Genomic DNA, 20264 nt, shown 5'->3' with positions numbered 1-20264 from the left:
CACCCTGGAGCCGATCTGCCGGGCCGGGCTCTTCCGTAGCTTCGGAGACGCAGGATTTCTCGCATCTCGGAGGCGCCCATGTCCGGGCTCGTCAACGCCCTGGTGATCATCGCGGTCATCGCCCTCGTCGTGGTCCGGCAGTGCTCGGCGCAACGGATCTCCGGCGACCGTCGCTGGTGGGTTCTGCCCGGTGTCCTGCTCGTCATGGCCCTGCGGGAGCCCGGACTCGTCGATCCGCACCATCGGACGGCCTCGGCGGTCGTCCTCGGCGCCGAGCTCCTGGTGGGCCTGGTCACGGGTGCGGGATGGGCGTGGACATCTCGCGTCCGGCGTGCTGAGGACGGCTCTCTGTGGAGCAAGGGGACCAGGGCCACGGCTCTGGTCTGGGCCGGCGGACTGACCCTGCGGGCGGCCCTGTACGGCGTCGCGACGGTGCTGGGCGTGCGTCAGGGCACCCCCGCCCTGATGGCGGCTCTCGCGGCGACTCTGCTGGTACGGGAGGGGCTTCTGACGCTCCGGGCCGCCTCGATACCCGGGCCGCACGGAGGGCCCGTCGTCGGCGCTGCGGTGCGGCAGGAGCGGAAGGAGCGCGTGTGACACGGGATGCCTGGACGAGTTGGCCGTCGAGGGAGGCACTCGCCCGGGACACCAGCAGCCGCCCACGGAGCGTGATCACCTGGTCCGTACGGGTCGGCCTGCTCAGTCTGATGCTGTGGGGGACCTTCACCAGGGGGCTGTTCGGGCCCTTGGAGATCGTCATCGGGCTGATCGGGGTGCTCGTATGCGCACTGCTTGCCGTCGCCTTCTTCCGGACCACCCTCGACAACCGCCTGTGGCCGTCGCTCGGTCTGCTCGGAATGCTCGTGCTGGCCGGATTCGGGGCGGGGCAGGCGGGGGCGACGGTGCCCGCGACGGTGCTCTGGTGCGGTTGCGCCGTCACCGCTCTGGAACGGCTGCCCCTCGTGGCGGGAGCTCCGGCGACAGCGGTGGCCCTCGGCGCCTACGTGCTGGTGGACACCGACGACTGGTCGACCACCGCGGTGACCACGGCCGGGCTGTGCCTCGCCGGATACGTGCTGCGCCTGGACGCCGAGGCCCGTGGCAGTGCGCAACGGCTGCTCACCCAGGAGCGGGCGGCCCGGGTCGCGGAGGCGGAGCGGGCGGCGCTGGACGAACGTGCCCGGATCGCCCGGGAGATCCACGACGTGCTGGCGCACAGCCTTTCCGCACAGCTGGTGCACCTGGAGGCCGCGCGCCTGCTGATCGAGAGAGAACCTGCCGGGGAGTTCCGGGACCAGGTTCTGCAACGGGTGGTCGCGGCCCGGGCGATGGCCCGCGAGGGCCTCTCCGAGACCCGCCAGGCGCTCTCGGCGCTCCGGGGCGAAGTGGCCCCGGTGGAGGACTTCCTGAGGCAGCTGGTGACGGCTGAGCCGGCCGAGGTCAGGGTCGAGGGGGAGCGGCGCCCGCTTACCGCGCAGGCGTCGCAGGCGGTCCGGCGCGTGGCACAGGAAGCCCTGACCAACGTGCGCAAGCACGCGCCCGGAGCCAGCGTGCAGCTCCGGCTGGAGTACCGGCCCGACTCCGTCATGCTGCAAGTCAAGGACTCGGGAGGACGGAGTCCGGAAGGGGACCTGGCTGTCAGTGGTTCCGGATACGGTCTCCTCGGGATGCGGGAGCGCGCCGAGTTGCTGGGCGGCACGTTGGAAGCCGGCCCGGGCGAGGAGGGGTTCGTGGTGAGTCTGCGGGTGCCCGCGTGACGGCGCGGGTAGTGGTGGCCGACGACCAGGCGGTGGTACGGGAAGGCATCGTCATGCTGCTCGGCCTGCTGCCCGGCATCGAGGTCGTCGGATCGGCGAAAGACGGGGAGGAAGCGGTCGCGCAGGTGGCCGAGCACGCGCCGGACGTGGTGCTGATGGATCTGCGGATGCCCCGCTGTGACGGGGTGGAGGCGACCCGGCGTATCCGTGGGGAGTTCCCAGGCACGCAGGTCGTGGTGCTCACGACCTTCGCGGACGACGACTCCCTGTTCGCCGCGCTCAGGGCGGGAGCGCGGGGCTACCTCACCAAGGACGCCGGGGGCGACGAGATCGTGAGGGCCGTCCAGGCCGTTCTCTCGGGAGAGGCGGGGCTCTCGCCGACGGTGCAGCGCCGGCTCCTGGAGCAGGTGACCGAGGGGCCGCTCGGGACGGTTGGCGGTGGTGAGCCGGAGCCGCCGGACGGGATGACCCCCCGGGAGGCCGAGGTGCTGGCCCTGATTGCCGAGGGGATGTCCAACGCGGACATCGCGCGTGCCCTCCACATCTCGCAGGCCACGGTGAAGAGCCACATCAACAACCTCTTCGCCAAGGCGGGCCTGCGCGACCGGGCTCAGGCGGTGCGCTATGCGTACATGCGGGGGCTGGTGCGCCCGCCCGGGAGAACCTTCACCTGAAGAGGTGAAGTCTCGCGAATGAAGTGCCCGGGATCTTCCCGATCTGCCCATTCTTGGATATGCGGCCGAAGTGGTCCGTGGACAAGGGGAGTTGTTCGGTGGAGAAGGAAGCAGGGCGTGAGGCCGCAGCGATGCGGCTCGACGACCCGTGGGACGACGCGCTGACCTCCGGGTGGGGGGAGCCGGACGGCGCGGCCGGCTCCACGCCTGCCGTGGTGCACGGGCCGGCCGTGCCGCGCGGTGGCCACAGCGCGGCCGACATCTATCTGGAAGTGCAGCGCAGCGAGGCGTTCCGGGAGGTGCGCCGTCGCTACCGGCGCTTCGTCGTACCCGCCACCACGGCTTTCTTCGTCTGGTACCTCGCCTACGTCGTCACGGCGGTGGCCGCCCCCGGGCTGATGGCGCGGCCGGTGGCCGGGGCGGTCAACGTGGCGATGGTCGTGGGGCTCGGCCAGTTCCTGACGACGTTCCTGCTCACCGGCGCGTACGCACGGCACGCACGGCTGCGCAGGGATCGGGCCGCGCTGGACCTGCGGTGGGAGACGCAGGAGATGACACGGGGGGCCGGGCGTTGAGCGGCGACCACCAGCCCCTGGCGCTGCTGCTGTTCAGCGCCTTCATCGCGGTCACCCTTGGCATCACCACCTGGGTGAGCCGCGACAGGCACGGCTCCGCGGAGGAGTTCTACGCGGGAGGCCGACTTTTCTCGCCCATGGAGAACGGTTTCGCCATCGCGGGCGACTACATGTCCGCAGCGTCCTTCCTGGGCATCTCCGGTCTGATCGCACTCTTCGGCTACGACGGCATGCTGTACTCGGTGGGCTTCCTGGTCGCCTGGCTCGTCGTTCTGCTACTCGTCGCCGAACTCGTGCGCAACTGCGGCCGGTTCACCCTCGCCGACGTGGTCGCGGCCAGGATGGCGGAACGTCCGGTCCGCATCGCCGCGGGGACCTCCTCCGTCACCGTGTCCGTGCTCTACCTGGTGGCGCAGATGGTCGGTGCGGGCAGCCTGGTGGCGCTGCTCCTCGGCGGGACGAGCGGAGCCGCCCGTTCCTGGACCGTCGTCGGCGTCGGGGCACTCATGGTCGTGTACGTATCACTGGGCGGGATGCGTGCCACCACCTGGATCCAGATCGTCAAGGCCGTGCTGCTCATGGCGGGCACCGTGGTGCTCACCGTGCTCGTGCTGGTCCACTTCCACGGGAACGTCAACGCGTTGCTGAACTCCGCCGCCGACCGCAGCGGGTACGGCAAGGACTTCCTCTCGCCCGGTCTTCGGTACGGCGGGAGCTGGACGTCGCGCATCGACTTCATCAGCCTCGGCCTCGCCCTGGTGCTGGGCACGGCGGGGCTGCCGCACATCCTGTCCCGCTTCTACACCGTCCCCACCGCGCGTGCCGCCCGCCGGTCCGTCGTCTGGTCCGTCGGCCTCATCGGCAGCTTCTACCTGATGACCATCGTGCTCGGGTTCGGGGCTGCCGCGCTGGTCGGCTCAACCGACGTACGGGAATCGAATGCCGCGGGGAACACTGCTGTGCCGCTGTTGGCCATGGCGCTGGGTGGGGGAGAGGGGTCCACCGGAGGGACGATCCTGTTCGCCGTGGTGGCCGCCGTCGCGTTCGCGACCATTCTGGCCGTCGTGGCCGGGATCACCCTCGCCTCGTCGGCATCCGTCGCGCACGATCTCTACGCCTCGCTCAAGAGGTCCGGTGCCAAGCAGCACAGCGAGGTCGCCGTGGCCCGGGTGGCGGCGGCAGGCATCGGGGTCGTCGCCATCGGACTGGGTCTGCTCGCCCAGGACCTCAACGTGGCCTTCCTGGTGGGGCTAGCCTTCGCCGTCGCCGCGTCGGCCAATCTCCCCGTCCTGCTCTACTCGCTGTTCTGGCGGAACTTCACCACGCGCGGGGCGGTCTGGTCCGTCTACGGCGGGCTGATCCCCGCCGTGCTGCTCGTCGTGCTTTCCCCGGTCGTTTCCGGTAGTCCCAGCTCGCTCTTCCCCGGGGCCGACTTCCAGGTCTTTCCTCTGGAGAACCCTGGCCTGGTCTCCATCCCGCTGGGCTTCCTCGCCGGCTGGATCGGGACCGTCACCGCGAACGAGCCACCCGACGCGGCCAAGCATGCGGAGATCGAGGTGCGCGCGATGACCGGGGCCGGGGCGGTCTGAATACCGGCACGCCCGGTCAGACTCCCTCCGTGCAGAACACGCATTCCTCCCAGAACGGCAACCCGTTCAGGACGCGGTGGCGTACGCAGGAGGCTCTGGCGGCCTCCTGCGGTCCCGGCAGGACGTCCTCACCGGCCTTTGCGGTGGCGGGGTCGAAATCCTCGACCATCGTCCGAAAGGTGCGCAAGTAGCCTTCCACCCGTGGCGGTTCGTACGTCAGCTCCTCCCACCGGTGGCGGGTCAGGGCCAGGTCGAGGACGCGCAGCAGGAAGTCCTTGGCCGCTGCGGCCTCCTCCGGCGCGTCACCCCAGTCAAGCTCCGCCAAGCCGAAGCCGACCACGCCACGGCCCATCACGTTCTGGTTCTGGAGCGACAGGAGTGCGGCGAAGCGGAAATCCCAGGCTTCCCGGGCCAGCTCCGAGACCGCGAACGTCAGGACGTCCACGAATACCGCCGTACCCCCGTTGGTCAGGGACAGCCACCGACCGTCGCCGCCCTCGAACTCGTTCATGCCGGTAAGGATATGGACGGGGCGACGCATGGCCCGGAACGCGACGCACGGCCCAACTCGACGCAGCCCCCAAAGGGTGCCTCGATCGGGCGGTGGCGGGTACGGTGGCGCCGATGGGGAGCGGGCGGACCGGAAGCTCCGGTGGGTAGTCGGGGAGACCGCGTTCAGGGACTTGCTGAAATTCGTCTCTGATTCCGACCCCACGCAATCTGCTTGCGTTTCTTGCGCTAATCTTGCGTGTATGACGCGACGACTTGCTCAAGTGGCACAGAAGGTTGGAGTCAGTGAGGCCACGGTCAGCCGGGTGCTCAATGGCAAGCCGGGCGTTTCCGACGCCACGCGGCAGGCCGTCCTTTCCGCGCTGGACGTCCTCGGTTACGAGCGCCCGACCCAGCTGCGCGGTGAACGGGCCCGCCTGGTCGGCCTCGTCCTGCCCGAACTGCAGAACCCGATCTTCCCCGCCTTCGCCGAGGTGGTCGGTGGTGCGCTCGCCCAGCAGGGTCTGACTCCGGTGCTCTGCACCCAGACCAAGGGGGGCGTCTCCGAGGCGGACTACGTCGAACTGCTGCTGCAGCAGCAGGTCTCGGGAGTGGTCTTCGCCGGGGGTCTCTACGCGCAGGCCGACGCCCCGCACGACCACTACAAGGTCCTGGCCGACCGTAAGATCCCCGTCGTCCTGATCAACGCGGCCATCGCGCACCTCGGCTTCCCCTGCGTCTCCTGCGACGACTCCGTGGCCGTCGAGCAGGCGTGGCGCCACCTCGTCTCCCTGGGGCATGAGCGCATCGGCCTGGTGCTCGGCCCCTCGGACCACATGCCGTCGCAGCGCAAGCTGGCCGCCGCCCGGGCGCTCGCGGAGGAGTCGGGCGCGACCATCCCGGACCAGTGGGTGACCCGGGCGATGTTCTCGCTGGAGGGCGGGCAGGCCGCCGCCGCTCGGCTGCTCGACGAGGGCGTCACCGGCTTCATCTGCGCCAGCGACCCCTTGGCCCTCGGAGCCGTTCGCGCGGCGCGGAGGCGGGGCTTGTCGGTGCCCGACGACGTGTCCGTCGTGGGGTACGACGACTCGGCCTTCATGAACTGCACCGAGCCCCCGCTCACCACCGTCCGCCAGCCGATCGAGGCGATGGGGCGAGCCGCCGTGGAACTGCTCTCCGTGCAGATCGGCGGGCGCGCCGTGCCGTCGGACGAGCTCCTCTTCGAGCCGGAACTGGTCGTCCGGGGTTCCACGGCCCAGCCCCCGCGCGCGACTTCCCGCTGACCGTCAGGATTTTTCGCCCTTGTAGCGGCCAGTTGCGCGGCTACAAGGGCGGCAGGGGCTGGGGCGGCCGGGGGCCGGTGTAGTGCCCGCTGGGGCGCATCCGCAGCGGGCGCTCCTCGTACTCCTCCAGCGCATGCGCGATCCAGCCCGCCGTGCGGGAGATAGCGAACACGGTCTCTCCCGCTTCCGCGGGCATGCCCGAGGCGACCGAGAGCACGGCCAGCGCCAGGTCGACGTTGGCATGCAGAGGAACATCCCGCGCGGTGGTGGCCACCACATCGCGGGCGGCGGCCAGGGCCGGCCCGGCCTGCGGGATGCGTTCGAGCAGGCCGAACAGCGTGTGGGCGCGAGGGTCCTCGCCCTGGTACAGCCGGTGTCCGAGCCCTGGCACCCGGCGCCCCGCCCGCAGATGGTCCGCCACCACCGGCGCCGCTCCGCCGCGCTCCAGGACCTCGGCCAGCATGCGGTGGGCCAGCCCGCTCGCCGCACCGTGCAGGGGCCCCTCCAGTACGCCGAGCCCCGCCGAAACCACCGCGTACGGATGTGCCCGGGCCGACGCGGCGACCCTGGCCGCCAGTGTCGAGGCGGCCAGATCGTGGTCGATCAGCAGCGCGAGCGCAGTGTCCAGAGCGTCGAGTGACGGCTCGTCGGGCAGGCGAGCGGTGAGTTTCGGCCACAGTCGGGCAGCCAGACCGGCGGGTTCGGCCGGATCCGCCGTGCCGGGCTGGTGACCGCCCACCGTCGGCAACGCGGCGACCAGCGTCGGAATCAGGCTGCGCGCGCTACCCAGTACCGTCTCCCGCGACAGGTCGAAGCGCAGCGGGTCGGCGGCAGCGGCGGCCACCACGGCCACCCGGAGCCGGTCCGTGGAGCCGCAGTGCCCCGGCAGTGCGCCGACCGCCCGGCGGGCCGCCGTCACCGCCTGTGCCGGAGCGGTGAAGCCGATGCCCGGCCGCAGCCGGCCGGTCCACAGCCACTCGACGACCTCCTCGTACGAATGGCGCGCCGCCAGCTCCGTGGCGTCCACGCCCCGGAAGTAGTAGCGATCGGCGCCGATGAGGGTGATCCCGGTACGGACGGCGGGCTCGCCCGGGGCTGAGGCAGTCTCCCTGCGCCCCGTGCGCCGGGCCAGCGCGTCGACCTCCGCCGCGTCGAACGTACTGCCGCGACCGCCCGGCACCCGGCTGCTGCTCAGCTGGCCCCGGCTGACGTACGCGTACACCGTCTCGGGCTTCACCCCGAGCCGCTCGGCCGTCTCACGCGTCGTGAGCCGCTGCCCGTTCGCCTCTGATCGCTCCGTCATGCCGCCACCGTATCCATACGCCGTCTCAGGTATCCATGCAGTTGCATTGATTCAATCAATATTGACAGAGATGAAGTCATGCATGGACAGTCGAATCAATGTCAAGGCGCTGTCGATCTGTTCACGGAGGAAGCAATGACGTCCATGACCGGCGGATCACCGCTCGACGTCCCCCGAGGTCTCGCGGGAGTCGTCGTGACCGACACGGCGCTCGGTGACGTCCGGGGCCGCGAGGGCTTCTACCACTACCGCCAGTACTCGGCGGTCGAGCTGGCACGGACCCGCAGCTTCGAGGACGTCTGGTACCTCATGACCGAGGGCGAGCTGCCCGGCCCGGACGCACGTGCCCACTTCGCCGCCCGCACGGCAGCCCTGCGCGTGCTGCCCGACGCCGTACGCGAGGCGCTGCCCGCCATAGCGCGCGCGAGCACGGTCTCGGGGCCGCTGTCCGGGCTGCGCACTGCGCTTTCCCTGCTCGGCGCCTCGGCCGGGTTCCGGCCGGTGTACGACATCGACGCCGACCGGCGCCGGGCCGACGCCCTGGCCGTCTGCGCCGCCGTCCCCACCGTGCTGACCGCTCTGCACCGCCTCGGTCAGGGCCTCGAACCCGTCGAGCCGCGCGCCGACCTGCCGCACGCGGCCAACTACCTGTACATGCTCACCGGTTCCGTCCCGGACGAGGACCGGGCCAGGGCGGTCGAGCAGTACCTGATCTCCACCGTGGACCACGGCTTCAACGCCTCGACGTTCACCGGACGGGTCGTCGCCTCGACCGGAGCGGACGTCGCCGCATGCCTGGTGGCCGCCGTCGGAGCGCTGTCCGGCCCCTTGCACGGCGGCGCCCCCAGCCGGGCCCTGGACACGCTCGACGCGATCGGCACCCCCGACCGCATCGACGGCTGGATCCGCGAACGGGTCCTCGCCGGCGACCGGATCATGGGCTTCGGCCACCCGGTCTACCGCACCGAGGACCCCCGCTCGCGCATGTTGCGGACCATCGCCCAAGGCTTCGGCGGCCCGCTCGTGGAGTTCGCCGTCGAGGTGGAGCGCCAGGTCGAGGCGATCCTCGCCGAGCTGAAGCCGGGGCGCGAGCTGCACACCAACGTGGAGTTCTACGCCGGGGTGGTCATGGAGTTGTGCGGGCTGCCGCGCGAGATGTTCACGCCCACCTTCTGCACGGCGCGGGTCGTGGGGTGGAGCGCCAATATCCTGGAACAGGCGGAGGACTCCAAGATCATCCGCCCGGCGGCCCGCTATGTCGGCCCGCCTCCGCCCCAGCCGGTCCCGGCAGTCTGACCCCGCAGGAAGGCCCCCGTTGAGCACGTCGTCGCCCCACCGCCCCCGTGTCCCGGTCATCGTCCTCGCGGGATTCCTGGGGTCCGGCAAGACGACGCTGCTCAACCACCTCCTGCTCCACCGCGCGGGTAACCGGATCGGCGTGATCGTCAACGACTTCGGGGCCATCGAGATCGACGCCATGACGGTCTCCGGGCAGGTCGGGTCCACCGTCTCGCTGGGCGGCGGCTGCCTGTGCTGTGCGGTCGAGGCGAGCGAACTGGACACCTATCTGGAGACCCTGACCCGGCCCTCCGCCCGGCTCGACGTCATCGTCATCGAGGCGAGCGGCCTCGCCGAGCCGCAGGAACTCGTCCGCATGATCCTCGCCAGCGACAACCCGCACATCGTGTACGGGGGACTGGTCGAGGTGGTCGACGCCGCCGAGTTCGAGGCGACCCGGGAGCGCCATCCGGAGATCGGCCGCCATCTCGCGGTGGCCGATCTCGTCGTGCTCAACAAGACGGACCGGGCCGGGGACGAGGAGTGCGCCCGCGTCCGGGAGGCCGTCGCGGAGACCGGGAGCACGGCCGCGATCATCCCGGCCACGTACGGGCGCGTCGACCCCGAGCTGCTCTTCGACCCGGCGCTCCGGCCCGAGGGCGAGGAGCGGGCCCGGCAGCTCACTTTCGAGGACCTCTACCTGGAGGCGCGCGCGGCTGAGGACGACGGCGGGCACGGGGGCCACCTGCACACCGCGTACGAGAGCGTCGACTTCGACTCAGGCGTGCCGATGGACCCAGGCCGGCTGATGCGTTTCCTCGACTCCCGGCCCGGGGGGCTGTACCGCATCAAGGGGCACGTCGACTTCGGCGCGGCGGACCCGGGCAACGCCTACGGGGTGCACGCGGTCGGCAGGTTCCTGCGGTTCACCCCCCGGCCCTGGACACGCGGCGAGCCGAAGCGGACCCAGCTCGTCCTGATCGGCTCCGGCATCGACGCACCGGCCCTGCGCGAGGAACTGGGGAGCTGCGGGGTCATCGAGGATCCGGCCGGCGAAACGCGGCAGGACGCCGCACATGAGCGAGCCATGTGGGGCGTCCTGCGTTACGTGCAACAGCCGGGTGACGACGACGCGTAGACCGTCCCGCCACCGGGCCGCACGGGCTACGCCGGGCCGGCGATCACCGCGACCGGGCTCTCCAGCGGCGTCCCGGAACCGTCCCGCCGCGGGTCGGGATCGGGCAGCGAGGCCGGGGCACCGTTCTTCTGCGCCGCCCTGGCCGGCAGCGCGCCCGCCCAGGCGAACACCAGCACGTCCTCGCCCTTCAGGAACCGCTGGCAGCGCACCCCACCGGTCGCCCGGCCCTTGCGCGGGTACTGGTCGAACGGGGTGAGCTTGCAGGTCAGGACCGAGTCGTCCAACGTGCCGTGCGAACCGGCGACCGTGAACACCGCGGCGTCGGCCGCCGGGTCCACCGCCGCGAACGAGAGCACCTGCGCTCCCGCCCCCAGCTTGACGCCCGCCATACCGCCGGCCGGGCGCCCCTGCGGGCGCACCTGCGCGGCCGGGTACCGCAGGAGCTGGGCGTCCGACGTGATGAAGACCAGGTCCTCCTCGCCCGTCCGCAGCTCCATCGCGCCGACGATCCGGTCACCGTCCTTCAGGGAGATGACCTCCAGCTCGTCCTTGTTGGCCGGGTAGTCCGGCACCACGCGCTTGACCACGCCCTGCAGCGTGCCGATGGCGAGACCCGGTGACGACTCGTCGAGCGTGGTGAGGCAGACGACTTCCTCGTCCGCCTCCAGCGTGAGGAACTCGCCCACCGTCGCCCCGCCCGACAGATTGGGCGCCGCGTGCGTGTCCGGCAGCTGGGGGAGATCGATCACCGGGAGACGCAGCAGCCGCCCGCCGGACGTCACCACCCCGACGTCACCACGGGCCGTCGCCGCCACTGCCGAGACGATCACATCGTGCTTGGAGCGCTTGGCGCCCTCGCCGACGACGATCGGCTCGTCGTTGGCCGTACGCGCCAGCAGGCCCGTCGAGGACAGCAGCACCCGGCACGGGTCGTCCGCCACCTCCAGCGGCACCGACGCGACCTGCGAACCGGCCGACTCCAGCAGCACCGTACGCCGGGCCGTGCCGAACTTCTTGGCGACCGCGGCCAGTTCCGCGGAGACCAGCTTGCGCAGCTCGGCGTCCGATTCCAGGATCGACGTCAGCTCGGCGATCTCGGCGTCCAGCCGGTCCCGCTCGCTCTCCAGCTCGATCCGGTCGAACCGGGTCAGCCGGCGCAGCGGCGTGTCCAGGATGTACTGCGTCTGGATCTCGCTCAGCGAGAAGCGCTCCATGAGCCGCTCCTTCGCCTGCGCCGAATTGTCGCTGGACCGGATGAGGCGGATGACCTCGTCGATGTCGACCAGCGCGACGAGCAGACCCTCGACCAGATGCAGCCGGTTGCGGCGCTTGGTCCGGCGGAACTCGCTGCGCCGGCGCACCACGTCGAAGCGGTGGTCGAGATAGACCTCCAGCAGTTCCTTCAGCCCCAGCGTGAGCGGCTGGCCGTCGACCAGCGCCACGTTGTTGATGCCGAAGGACTCCTCCATCGGGGTCAGCTTGTAGAGCTGCTCCAGCACCGCCTCCGGCACGAACCCGTTCTTGATCTCGATGACCAGGCGCAGTCCGTGCGAGCGGTCCGTGAGGTCCTTGACGTCAGCGATGCCCTGGAGCTTCTTCGCCGAGACCAGGTCCTTGATCTTGGAGATGACCTTCTCGGGGCCGACGGTGAAGGGCAGCTCGGTGACGACGAGGCCCTTGCGGCGCGGCGTGACGTTCTCCACGGCGACCGTGGCACGGATCTTGAACGAACCGCGGCCGTTGGCGTAGGCGTCCTTGATGCCGCCGAGGCCCACGATCCGTCCGCCCGTCGGCAGGTCGGGACCGGGGACGAACCGCATCAGCGTGTCCAGGTCCGCGCCCGGATGCTTGATCAGGTGCCGGGCCGCGGCGATGACCTCGCCCAGGTTGTGCGGGGGCATGTTGGTCGCCATGCCGACCGCGATCCCGGTCGTGCCGTTGACCAGCAGGTTGGGGTAGGCCGCCGGGAGGACGACCGGCTCCTGCTCCTGGCCGTCGTAGTTCGCCTGGAAGGCGACCGTCTCCTCGTCGATCGACTCCGTCATCAGCGAGGTCGCGTCGGCCATCCGGCACTCGGTGTACCGCATGGCGGCCGGCGGGTCGTCGTTGCCCAGGGAGCCGAAGTTCCCGTGACCGTCGACGAGGGGGAGGCGCATGGAGAACGGCTGGGCCATGCGCACCAGCGCGTCGTAGATCGACGCGTCACCGTGCGGGTGCAGCTTGCCCATGACCTCGCCGACGACCCGGGCGCACTTCACGAAGCCGCGGTCCGGGCGCAGGCCCATCTCGTTCATCTGGTACACGATGCGGCGGTGCACCGGCTTCATGCCGTCACGGGCGTCCGGGAGGGCACGTGAGTAGATCACCGAGTACGCGTACTCGAGGAAGGAGCCCTGCATTTCGTCGACGACGTCGATGTCGAGGATCTTCTCCTCGAAGTCGACCGGCGGCGGGGTCTTCGTGCTGCGGCGGGCCATCGCTGCTGCGACTCCTTCACGGATTTCGAGCGGGCAACCTCAGGTTCCCTCAGGTTCTGACGCGGTCCATTGTGGACCGCCGCACTGACAACCCCGACCTCGACCCGTCCCAAAGGGCCCGCGCCGACCGTCCCGAGGCGGCGGAGGAACACCTTCCGGGGAATTTCGCTCGCAGCTTCGCCGCACGGGAACTTCGGCAGGTGCCGGTTCGCTTGCATACAGTGGCGGGTGTCTCGAAGCAACCTTCCGAAGCAGCCTCCCGCAGCGGCTTCTTCATATGGACATCCAGTAGCGCGATCGAAGGGACGTACATGCCCATGGGTCACACGGCCACAGCCCAGGCCGGCTCCGGCGGCTTGACAGCGACCGAGCACCGTCTGGCCAACGGCCTGCGCGTGGTGCTCTCCGAGGACCATCTGACCCCGGTCGCGGCGGTGTGCCTCTGGTACGACGTCGGCTCCCGCCACGAGGTCAAGGGCCGTACGGGCCTGGCCCACCTCTTCGAGCACCTGATGTTCCAGGGCTCCGGCCAGGTCAAGGGGAACGGACACTTCGAGCTGGTGCAGGGCGCCGGCGGCTCGCTCAACGGAACGACCAGTTTCGAGCGGACCAACTACTTCGAGACGATGCCCACGCACCAGCTGGAGCTGGCCCTGTGGCTCGAGGCCGACCGGATGGGCTCGCTGCTCGCCGCGCTCGACGAGGAGTCCATGGAGAACCAGCGCGACGTCGTCAAGAACGAGCGCCGCCAGCGCTACGACAACGTCCCGTACGGCACCGCGTTCGAGCGGCTGACCGCGCTGGCCTACCCCGAGGGCCACCCGTACCACCACACCCCGATCGGCTCCATGGCCGACCTGGACGCGGCGACCCTGGAGGACGCCCGCACCTTCTTCCGTACGTACTACGCGCCGAACAACGCGGTGCTGTCGGTCGTCGGCGACATCGACCCCGAGCAGACCCTCGCCTGGATCGAGAAGTACTTCGGCTCGATCCCCTCCCACGACGGCAAGCAGCCGCCGCGCGACGGCTCGCTGCCCACGGTCATGGGCGGTCAGATGCGCGAGGAGGTACGCGAGGAGGTGCCGGCGCGGGCCCTGATGGCCGCGTACCGGCTGCCCCACGACGGCACCCGCGAGTGCGACGCCGCGGACCTCGCCCTGACCGTGCTGGGCGGCGGCGAGTCGTCCCGGCTGCACAACCGCCTGGTCCGGCGTGACCGTACGGCCGTGGCCGCCGGATTCGGACTGCTCCGGCTCGCCGGCGCGCCCTCCCTGGGCTGGCTGGACGTCAAGACGTCCGGTGGCGTCGAGGTGGCGGAGATCGAGACCGCGGTCGACGAGGAGCTGGCCCGGTTCGCCGAGGAGGGCCCTACGGCGGAGGAGATGGAGCGCGCCCAGGCCCAGTTGGAGCGCGAGTGGCTGGACCGCCTCGGCACGGTCGCGGGCCGGGCCGACGAACTGTGCCGGTACGCCGTGCTGTTCGGTGACCCGCAGCTCGCGCTGTCCGCCGTCAACCGGGTCCTCGACGTCACCGCCGATGAGGTCAAGGCCGCCGCGCAGGCGCAGCTGCGGCCGGACAACCGGGCGGTCCTGGTCTACGAACCGGTCGAGCCCGCCGAGGCCGCCGAAGAGGCCGACGCCACCACCGACACCGACGCGCACGAAGGGGCGGGCCAGTGACCGACGCTGCCGCGACTGAAGTTTCGATGCAGTTCCACCCGCAGCCCGCCCCCGGCGTGGCCCGCCCCTGGGCCTTCCCCGCTCCCGAGCGGGGCTCCCTGCCCAACGGCCTCACCGTCCTGCGCTGCCACCGCCCCGGCCAGCAGGTCGTCGCTGTGGAGATCTTCCTCGCCGCCCCCCTGGAGGCTGAGCCCGAGGGTCTGGACGGCGTGGCCACGATCATGTCGCGCGCCCTGTCCGAGGGCACCGACAAGCAGAGCGCCGAGGAGTTCGCCGCCGAGCTGGAGCGATGCGGTGCCACCCTCGACGCCCATGCCGACCACCCCGGCGTCCGGGTGTCCCTGGAGGTCCCGGCCTCCCGCCTGGCCAAGGCGCTCGGCCTCGTCGCCGAGGCGCTGCGGGCGCCGGCCTTCGCCGACAGCGAGATCGAGCGCCTGGTGCGCAACCGGCTGGACGAGATCCCGCACGAGCATGCCAACCCGGCCCGCCGCGCGGCCAAGCAGCTCTCCAAGGAGCTGTTCCCGGCCACGGCCCGCATGTCGCGTCCGCGCCTGGGCACCGAGAAGACCATCGAGCGGATCGACGCCGCCGCCGTGCGCGCCTTCTACGACGCGCACATCCGCCCGTCCACCGCCACCGCCGTGGTCGTCGGCGACCTCACGGGCATCGATCTGGACGCGCTGCTGGCCGAGACCATCGGCGACTGGTCCGGGGACGCCTCCGAACCCCGCCCCGTCCCGCCGATCACGGCCGACGACACCGGCCGGGTGATCATCGTGGACCGTCCCGGCGCGGTGCAGACGCAGCTGCTGATCGGGCGCATCGGCGCCGACCGCCACGACAGCGTGTGGCCCGCCCAGGTTCTCGGCACCTACTGCCTGGGCGGCACGCTGACGTCCCGGCTCGACCGGGTGCTGCGCGAGGAGAAGGGGTACACCTACGGTGTGCGGGCCTTCGCCCAGGTGCTCCGCTCCGGTGCCGCCGACTCCGCCTCGGGGCCGACGGGCGCCGCGATGCTCGCCATCAGCGGTTCCGTGGACACCGAGTCCACCGGTCCGGCGCTCGACGACCTCTGGAAGGTGCTGCGGACGCTGGCCGCCGAAGGGCTGACGGACGCCGAGCGCGAGACGGCCGTGCAGAATCTCGTGGGCGTCGCGCCCCTCAAGTTCGAGACGGCGGCCTCCGTCGCGAGCACCCTCGCCGACCAGGTGGAACAGCACCTTCCCGACGACTACCAGGCGACGCTGTACGCCCGTCTCGCCGAGACCGGCACGGTGGAGGCGACCGCGGCCGTGGTCAGTGCCTTCCCGGTGGACCGGCTGGTCACGGTCCTGGTCGGCGACGCCTCGCGCATCGAGGAACCGGTCAGGGCGCTCGGCATCGGAGAGGTGTCGGTCGTCACCGGCTGATCTGTCGGTCAGCCCGCTGAGCGGGCATCGGGGGCTCCGGCGCGCGGTCGCGCCGGAGCCCCCTGCAGACGTGCTCACTTTTCCATCCTTCTGCGCCTTTTGTTCGCCAAAGGGTCCGCGCCCTTCCTGTGGGATGCGCGACAAAACCCCTTGTCCGTTTGGTGGCGGGAAGTCCGTCCGCTTAGCGTCGGGTCCGCTGTCCGCCACTCGTACGCGCATCCGTGACGTACCGGGCAGCCATCGCCGAGTCCCCGTCAGGCGCGAGCCCGGGGAGCCGGGGACCCACGCAGTCCCTGGGGTGAATCGGATGTCCGCGCTCCGTCAGGGGTGAAACGTCCGTAGGAGACCTTCCTGCTCCGAACCCTCCCCCAAGGCCTCAAGGGCCAGGGGTGCCCCCTGCCAACCCGGAAGGCGAGAAGGAAGGAAAGGACCAGCCACCCCATGGCGTTCACCCGTGCCACCGGGAAGCACCGTGCCCCGAGCCGCCTGACGCGCGGCGGCGCCAAGGTCGTCGGCGTCGCGACGCTGGCCGCCTGCGGTGTCATCGGCTCCCTGGCTTCGCCTGCCCTCGCCGCCGACGCCGGTACGGCCCCCGCCGCCACCGAGACCGGCCTCTCCCAGCTCCTCGCCATCGAGAACACCCTCGCCGACCGGATCGACGCCCAGGCCAAGGAAGCGGCCAAGGCGAAGGCAGAGGCCACCCGCGAGGCGTCCGCCCGCGCCGGCCGCTCCACCGCTCGCACCGCGCTGGGCTCGTCCTACCGGCTCCCCGTCGCCGGCTCGTACGTGACCACCGGCTACAAGTCCAGCGGCTCGCTCTGGTCGTCCGGCAGCCACTCCGGCATCGACTTCCACGCAGCCTCCGGCAGCTCGGTCGTCGCCGTCGGCGCCGGCACCGTCGTGGAGGCCGGCTGGGGCGGGGCGTACGGCAACAACATCGTGCTCCGGATGGCGGACGGCACGTACACCCAGTACGGCCACCTCTCCTCGATCGGGGTCTCCGTCGGCCAGAGCGTCGCGGCCGGTCAGCAGATCGGGCTCTCCGGCTCGACCGGCAACTCCACCGGCCCGCACCTTCACTTCGAGGCCCGGACCACCCCTTCCTACGGCTCCGACATGGACCCGGTCGCCTATCTGCGCGCCCACGGCGTCAGCGTCTGACCGGGCTGAAGCCCCACACCGAAGGCCCCGGCATCCCGCCGGGGCCATCGCCGTGCCCGCGCCTCCCCGCACGCCTTCCGCCGCTCGACCGCGGCCAAAAGATATTCACGAATTCCCGCCCGGCATCGGAAATGCGAGCGCATTGCAATAGAGTCGCGCCAGAGGTGTCGATCGGCCGCTGTTCGCGGGGATTGAGGCGGAGGTTCGGACATGCGTGTTCCGGCGCATTCGGTATGCACGGCAATCCGTGACGACATCGTCTCCGGTGTCTTCGAACGCGGCAGCCGGCTCACCGAGGAGGTGCTCGCACGGCGTTACGGGGTGTCCCGCGTCCCCGTACGGGAAGCGCTGCGCACCCTGGAGTCGGAGGGCTTCGTCGTCACCCGCAGACACGCCGGAGCCTGCGTCGCCGAGCCCTCGGAGCAGGAGGCCGCCGACCTCCTGGAAGTCCGCATGCTGTTGGAACCGCTGAGCGCCGCCCGCGCGGCCCAACGCCGGACGGAGGCCCACCTCAAGGTGTTGCGCGGCCTGGTCAGGCTCGGTCAGGAGCGGGCCCGCCGGGACGAGGGCGAGGACCTGCGCTCCCTGGCCGGCTGGTTCCACGAGACGCTGGCCCAGGCATCCGGCAGCCCCGGTCTCATCGCCCTCCTCACCCAGCTCCGCCACAAGATCGCCTGGATGTACGCGGTCGACCAGCCGGCCCGCCCGGCCGAAGCCTGGGCCGAGCACGGGGCCCTCGTGGACGCCGTGGCGCGCCGGGACGCGGAGCGGGCGAGGACCCTGGCCGCGCAGTTGGCCGAACGCCACGGCGCCGTGCACCGGCTCCGCCGCGCCGCCCGCGCCACCACCGTGCCCAGGGCCGGCCATGTGAGGACTTCGCAACGTGCCGTAAACACCGCGAGCGGCCGGAATTAACAAAGGGCGCGTACGAATAAAGAAAGACGCGTGTAAAATCCGGGAAAGGTGTAGCGCCGCCCTTTCTTTCCGGGCCGTCATGGCTTCGGCCCCGCGCACGCAAAAGCCGCAGCGCCCCATGCAGGGGGCCGCGGCTTTTACGTGAGAATTCCGGCGGTGTCGGCCGCTCGGGCTCAGACGGTCTCCGGAAGCTCCTCGAGGCCCTCCGCGACCAGCTTCGCCAGGCGGTCCAGGGCGGCCTCGGCGTTGTCCGCGTCGGACGCGAGCACGATCTCCTCGCCGCCCTGGGCGCCGAGACCGAGCACCGCGAGCATGGAGGCCGCGTTCACCGGGTTGCCGTCGGCCTTGGCGATGGTGACGGGAACGCCGGAGGCCGTGGCGGCACGGACGAAGATGGAAGCGGGGCGGGCGTGCAGGCCCTCGGCCCAACCGACGTTTACGCGGCGCTCAGCCATGGTTCTGCCCTTCAAGAATCAACGGTTGTCTAGACCAGTGTCTCATGTGGTGCGCGATGCTCCGGGCAGACCCGCGGGCCCTCCCGGGCGCCGCTTCCACCGTCGTCCGGAGACCTCAGACTGCCTTGGCCCCGGCACCCCCGCGACCCGTGCGGCAGCCGTAGGCTTTCCCCATGCAGCCCTCTCCGGAGCAGAGTCCGCATCACGCCTACCCCGATCACTGGGAGGCGGACGTGGTGCTCCGCGACGGCGGCACCGCGCGGATCAGGCCGATCACCACGGACGACGCCGATCGGCTGGTCAGCTTCTACGAGCAGGTTTCCGACGAGTCGAAGTACTACCGCTTCTTCGCGCCCTACCCCCGGCTCTCCGCCAAGGACGTCCACCGCTTCACCCATCACGACTACGTCGACAGGGTGGGCCTGGCCGTCACCGTGGGCGGCGAGTTCATCGCCACCGTCCGCTACGACCGGATCGACGCGACCGGCCGCCCCGCCTCGGCCCCCGCCGACGAGGCCGAGGTCGCCTTCCTCGTCCAGGACGCCCACCAGGGCCGCGGCGTGGCCTCCACCCTGCTCGAACACATCGCGGCCGTCGCCCGCGAACGCGGCATCCGGCGCTTCGCGGCAGAGGTGCTGCCCGCCAACACCAAGATGATCAAGGTGTTCCGGGACGCCGGCTACACCCAGCAGCGCAGCTTCGAGGACGGCTCCGTCCACCTCACCCTGGACCTCGAACCCACCGCCGAGTCCCTCGCCGTCCAGCGCGCCCGCGAACAGCGCGCCGAGGCCAAGTCCGTGCAGCGGCTGCTCGCCCCCGGTTCCGTCGCCGTCATCGGCGTCGGCCGCACCCCCGGCGGCGTCGGCCGCACCGTCCTGCGCAACCTGCTCGGTGCGGGCTTCACCGGCCGCGTCCACGCGGTGAACAGTGCCCTTTCGGACGGCCAGGACACCATCGACGGGGTCCCCGCGCACCGCTCCCTGGGCGAGATCGGCGAGCCGGTCGACCTCGCGGTGGTCGCCGTGCCCGCCGACCGGGTGCCGGAGGCCGTCGCGGACTGCGGCGAACACGGCGTCCAGGGCCTGGTGGTCCTCTCCGCCGGTTACGCCGAGTGGGGCGCCGAGGGCCGCGAGCGCCAGCGGGAACTGGTGCGCCAGGCCCGTTCGTACGGCATGCGGATCATCGGACCCAACGCCTTCGGCATCATCAACAACTCCGAGGCGGTCCGGCTCAACGCCTCGCTCGCCCCGGACCGGCCCGCCTCCGGACGCATCGGCCTGTTCACCCAGTCCGGCGCCATCGGCATCGCCCTGCTCTCCGGCCTCTACCGGCGCGGCGCGGGCCTCTCCACCTTCATCTCGGCCGGCAATCGCGCCGACATCTCCGGCAACGACTTCCTCCAGTACTGGTACGAGGACCCGGACACCGATGTCGCCCTGCTCTACCTGGAATCGCTGGGCAACCCCCGCAAGTTCACCCGGCTCGCCCGCCGTACCGCCGCCGTGAAGCCGGTGGTCGTGGTCAAGGGCGCCCGGCACAGCGGCTCCACCCCGCCCGGCCACGCCGTCCCCGTCAGCCGCATCCCCGACTCCACGGTCTCCGCGCTGATGCGGCAGGCGGGCGTCATCCGCGTCGACACGGTCACCGAGATGGTCGACGCCGGGCTGCTCCTCGCCGACCAGCCGCTCCCGGCGGGCGGACGCGTCGCCATCCTCGGCAACTCGGAGTCCCTGGGGCTGCTCACCTACGACGTGTGCCTGGCCGAGGGGCTCCGCCCGCGCCCGCCCATCGACCTCACCACGTCCGCCACCCCGCAGGACTTCCGGGACGCGCTGTCGGCGGCGCTGGCCGACGGGGCGTGCGACGCCGTGATCGTGACCGCGATCCCCTGGGTCGGCGAGGACGGCGAGGCGGAGTCGGGCGACGGCGAGGTCCTGGCCACCGCCCTGCACGCGGCGGCCGCCGCCGGACCGGCCAAGCCGGTCGCCGTGGTCCACGTCGAGATCGGCGGCCTGGCGGAGGCGCTGTCCGCCGCCACCAGCACGGTGGCCCAGCGACGCCCGGCCACCCAGCCGTTCG

17 protein-coding genes are annotated in these 20264 nt (G+C 71.3%); 13 read left to right on the top strand and 4 right to left on the bottom strand.

Annotation, left to right across the window (positions count from 1 at the left end):
* Positions 1-78: 78 nt before the first annotated feature.
* From G3I41_RS30850 to G3I41_RS30830, 5 genes are all read left to right on the top strand, one after another.
* On the top strand, positions 79-597 hold the full coding sequence (locus tag G3I41_RS30850; RefSeq protein ID WP_164403833.1) for a DUF1453 family protein: 519 nt from the start codon (positions 79-81) through the stop codon (positions 595-597).
* Positions 594-1757, top strand: coding sequence for a histidine kinase (locus G3I41_RS30845; protein ID WP_164403832.1), 1164 nt, complete (start codon positions 594-596; stop codon positions 1755-1757). Before G3I41_RS30850 ends, G3I41_RS30845 begins: the two co-directional genes overlap by 4 nt.
* Positions 1754-2431 (top strand): response regulator transcription factor, encoded by a 678-nt coding sequence (locus G3I41_RS30840; RefSeq protein WP_164403831.1) that lies wholly within the window; start codon positions 1754-1756, stop codon positions 2429-2431. The genes G3I41_RS30845 and G3I41_RS30840 overlap by 4 nt, the downstream gene beginning before the upstream one ends.
* A 131-nt stretch (positions 2432-2562) precedes the next feature.
* Positions 2563-3006: a DUF485 domain-containing protein gene (locus tag G3I41_RS30835; RefSeq protein ID WP_164403841.1), complete on the top strand. Its 444-nt coding sequence runs from the start codon at positions 2563-2565 to the stop codon at positions 3004-3006.
* Positions 3003-4595: a cation acetate symporter gene (locus tag G3I41_RS30830; RefSeq protein WP_164403830.1), complete on the top strand. Its 1593-nt coding sequence runs from the start codon at positions 3003-3005 to the stop codon at positions 4593-4595. Before G3I41_RS30835 ends, G3I41_RS30830 begins: the two co-directional genes overlap by 4 nt.
* A 16-nt stretch (positions 4596-4611) precedes the next feature.
* Here the strand turns inward: G3I41_RS30830 and G3I41_RS30825 are convergent, their stop codons facing one another.
* Complete coding sequence (locus G3I41_RS30825) at positions 4612-5106, bottom strand: hypothetical protein (protein ID WP_164403829.1); 495 nt, start codon at positions 5104-5106, stop codon at positions 4612-4614.
* Between the two features lie 241 nt (positions 5107-5347).
* Here G3I41_RS30825 and G3I41_RS30820 point away from each other — a divergent pair, with 241 nt between their 5' ends.
* Complete coding sequence (locus G3I41_RS30820) at positions 5348-6367, top strand: LacI family DNA-binding transcriptional regulator (protein ID WP_164403828.1); 1020 nt, start codon at positions 5348-5350, stop codon at positions 6365-6367.
* 40 nt (positions 6368-6407) lie between these two features.
* Here G3I41_RS30820 and G3I41_RS30815 read toward each other — a convergent pair whose 3' ends face one another.
* Positions 6408-7670 (bottom strand): citrate synthase, encoded by a 1263-nt coding sequence (locus G3I41_RS30815; protein ID WP_164403827.1) that lies wholly within the window; start codon positions 7668-7670, stop codon positions 6408-6410.
* A gap of 135 nt (positions 7671-7805) precedes the next feature.
* Between G3I41_RS30815 and G3I41_RS30810 the strand changes: the two genes are divergently transcribed.
* Positions 7806-8966, top strand: coding sequence for a citrate synthase/methylcitrate synthase (locus G3I41_RS30810; protein ID WP_164403826.1), 1161 nt, complete (start codon positions 7806-7808; stop codon positions 8964-8966).
* A 19-nt stretch (positions 8967-8985) separates the two neighbouring features.
* On the top strand, positions 8986-10086 hold the full coding sequence (locus tag G3I41_RS30805) for a GTP-binding protein (RefSeq protein WP_164403825.1): 1101 nt from the start codon (positions 8986-8988) through the stop codon (positions 10084-10086).
* A gap of 26 nt (positions 10087-10112) precedes the next feature.
* Here G3I41_RS30805 and G3I41_RS30800 read toward each other — a convergent pair whose 3' ends face one another.
* Positions 10113-12563 carry a DNA topoisomerase IV subunit A gene (locus tag G3I41_RS30800; protein WP_164403824.1) on the bottom strand — a complete coding sequence of 817 codons (2451 nt, stop codon included), beginning with the start codon at positions 12561-12563 and terminating at the stop codon, positions 10113-10115.
* Between the two features lie 311 nt (positions 12564-12874).
* Here G3I41_RS30800 and G3I41_RS30795 point away from each other — a divergent pair, with 311 nt between their 5' ends.
* From G3I41_RS30795 to G3I41_RS30780, 4 genes are all read left to right on the top strand, one after another.
* The gene (locus tag G3I41_RS30795) at positions 12875-14245 is read left to right on the top strand and encodes a pitrilysin family protein (protein WP_203601892.1); all 1371 of its coding nucleotides are present in this window, start codon (positions 12875-12877) and stop codon (positions 14243-14245) included.
* Between the two features lie 26 nt (positions 14246-14271).
* Positions 14272-15654: a pitrilysin family protein gene (locus G3I41_RS30790; RefSeq protein WP_164403839.1), complete on the top strand. Its 1383-nt coding sequence runs from the start codon at positions 14272-14274 to the stop codon at positions 15652-15654.
* Between the two features lie 441 nt (positions 15655-16095).
* A complete protein-coding gene (locus G3I41_RS30785) occupies positions 16096-16815 on the top strand; it encodes a M23 family metallopeptidase (protein ID WP_164403823.1) in 720 nt (239 codons plus the stop codon).
* A gap of 210 nt (positions 16816-17025) precedes the next feature.
* On the top strand, positions 17026-17730 hold the full coding sequence (locus G3I41_RS30780) for a GntR family transcriptional regulator (protein ID WP_164403822.1): 705 nt from the start codon (positions 17026-17028) through the stop codon (positions 17728-17730).
* A gap of 173 nt (positions 17731-17903) precedes the next feature.
* Here the strand turns inward: G3I41_RS30780 and G3I41_RS30775 are convergent, their stop codons facing one another.
* Complete coding sequence (locus G3I41_RS30775) at positions 17904-18185, bottom strand: HPr family phosphocarrier protein (protein WP_018105371.1); 282 nt, start codon at positions 18183-18185, stop codon at positions 17904-17906.
* A 173-nt stretch (positions 18186-18358) separates the two neighbouring features.
* Between G3I41_RS30775 and G3I41_RS30770 the strand changes: the two genes are divergently transcribed.
* Positions 18359-20264 (top strand): GNAT family N-acetyltransferase (locus tag G3I41_RS30770; RefSeq protein WP_164403821.1); only part of this gene is annotated, 1906 nt, incomplete at its 3' end.

It is taken from the genome of Streptomyces sp. SID9727, assembly GCF_010550605.1.
Taxonomy (GTDB): domain Bacteria; phylum Actinomycetota; class Actinomycetes; order Streptomycetales; family Streptomycetaceae; genus Streptomyces.
This window is presented reverse-complemented; position numbering and strand designations above follow the sequence as displayed.

Coding starts and splice junctions, on each gene's coding strand:
- G3I41_RS30850 (WP_164403833.1), top strand. CDS start 79: ATGTCCGGGCTCGTCAACGCCCTGGTGATCATCGCGGTCATCGCCCTC.
- G3I41_RS30835 (WP_164403841.1), top strand. CDS start 2,563: ATGCGGCTCGACGACCCGTGGGACGACGCGCTGACCTCCGGGTGGGGG.
- G3I41_RS30825 (WP_164403829.1), bottom strand. CDS start 5,106: ATGAACGAGTTCGAGGGCGGCGACGGTCGGTGGCTGTCCCTGACCAAC.
- G3I41_RS30820 (WP_164403828.1), top strand. CDS start 5,348: ATGACGCGACGACTTGCTCAAGTGGCACAGAAGGTTGGAGTCAGTGAG.
- G3I41_RS30815 (WP_164403827.1), bottom strand. CDS start 7,670: ATGACGGAGCGATCAGAGGCGAACGGGCAGCGGCTCACGACGCGTGAG.
- G3I41_RS30810 (WP_164403826.1), top strand. CDS start 7,806: ATGACGTCCATGACCGGCGGATCACCGCTCGACGTCCCCCGAGGTCTC.
- G3I41_RS30800 (WP_164403824.1), bottom strand. CDS start 12,563: ATGGCCCGCCGCAGCACGAAGACCCCGCCGCCGGTCGACTTCGAGGAG.
- G3I41_RS30795 (WP_203601892.1), top strand. CDS start 12,875: ATGCCCATGGGTCACACGGCCACAGCCCAGGCCGGCTCCGGCGGCTTG.
- G3I41_RS30790 (WP_164403839.1), top strand. CDS start 14,272: ATGCAGTTCCACCCGCAGCCCGCCCCCGGCGTGGCCCGCCCCTGGGCC.
- G3I41_RS30785 (WP_164403823.1), top strand. CDS start 16,096: ATGGCGTTCACCCGTGCCACCGGGAAGCACCGTGCCCCGAGCCGCCTG.
- G3I41_RS30780 (WP_164403822.1), top strand. CDS start 17,026: ATGCGTGTTCCGGCGCATTCGGTATGCACGGCAATCCGTGACGACATC.
- G3I41_RS30775 (WP_018105371.1), bottom strand. CDS start 18,185: ATGGCTGAGCGCCGCGTAAACGTCGGTTGGGCCGAGGGCCTGCACGCC.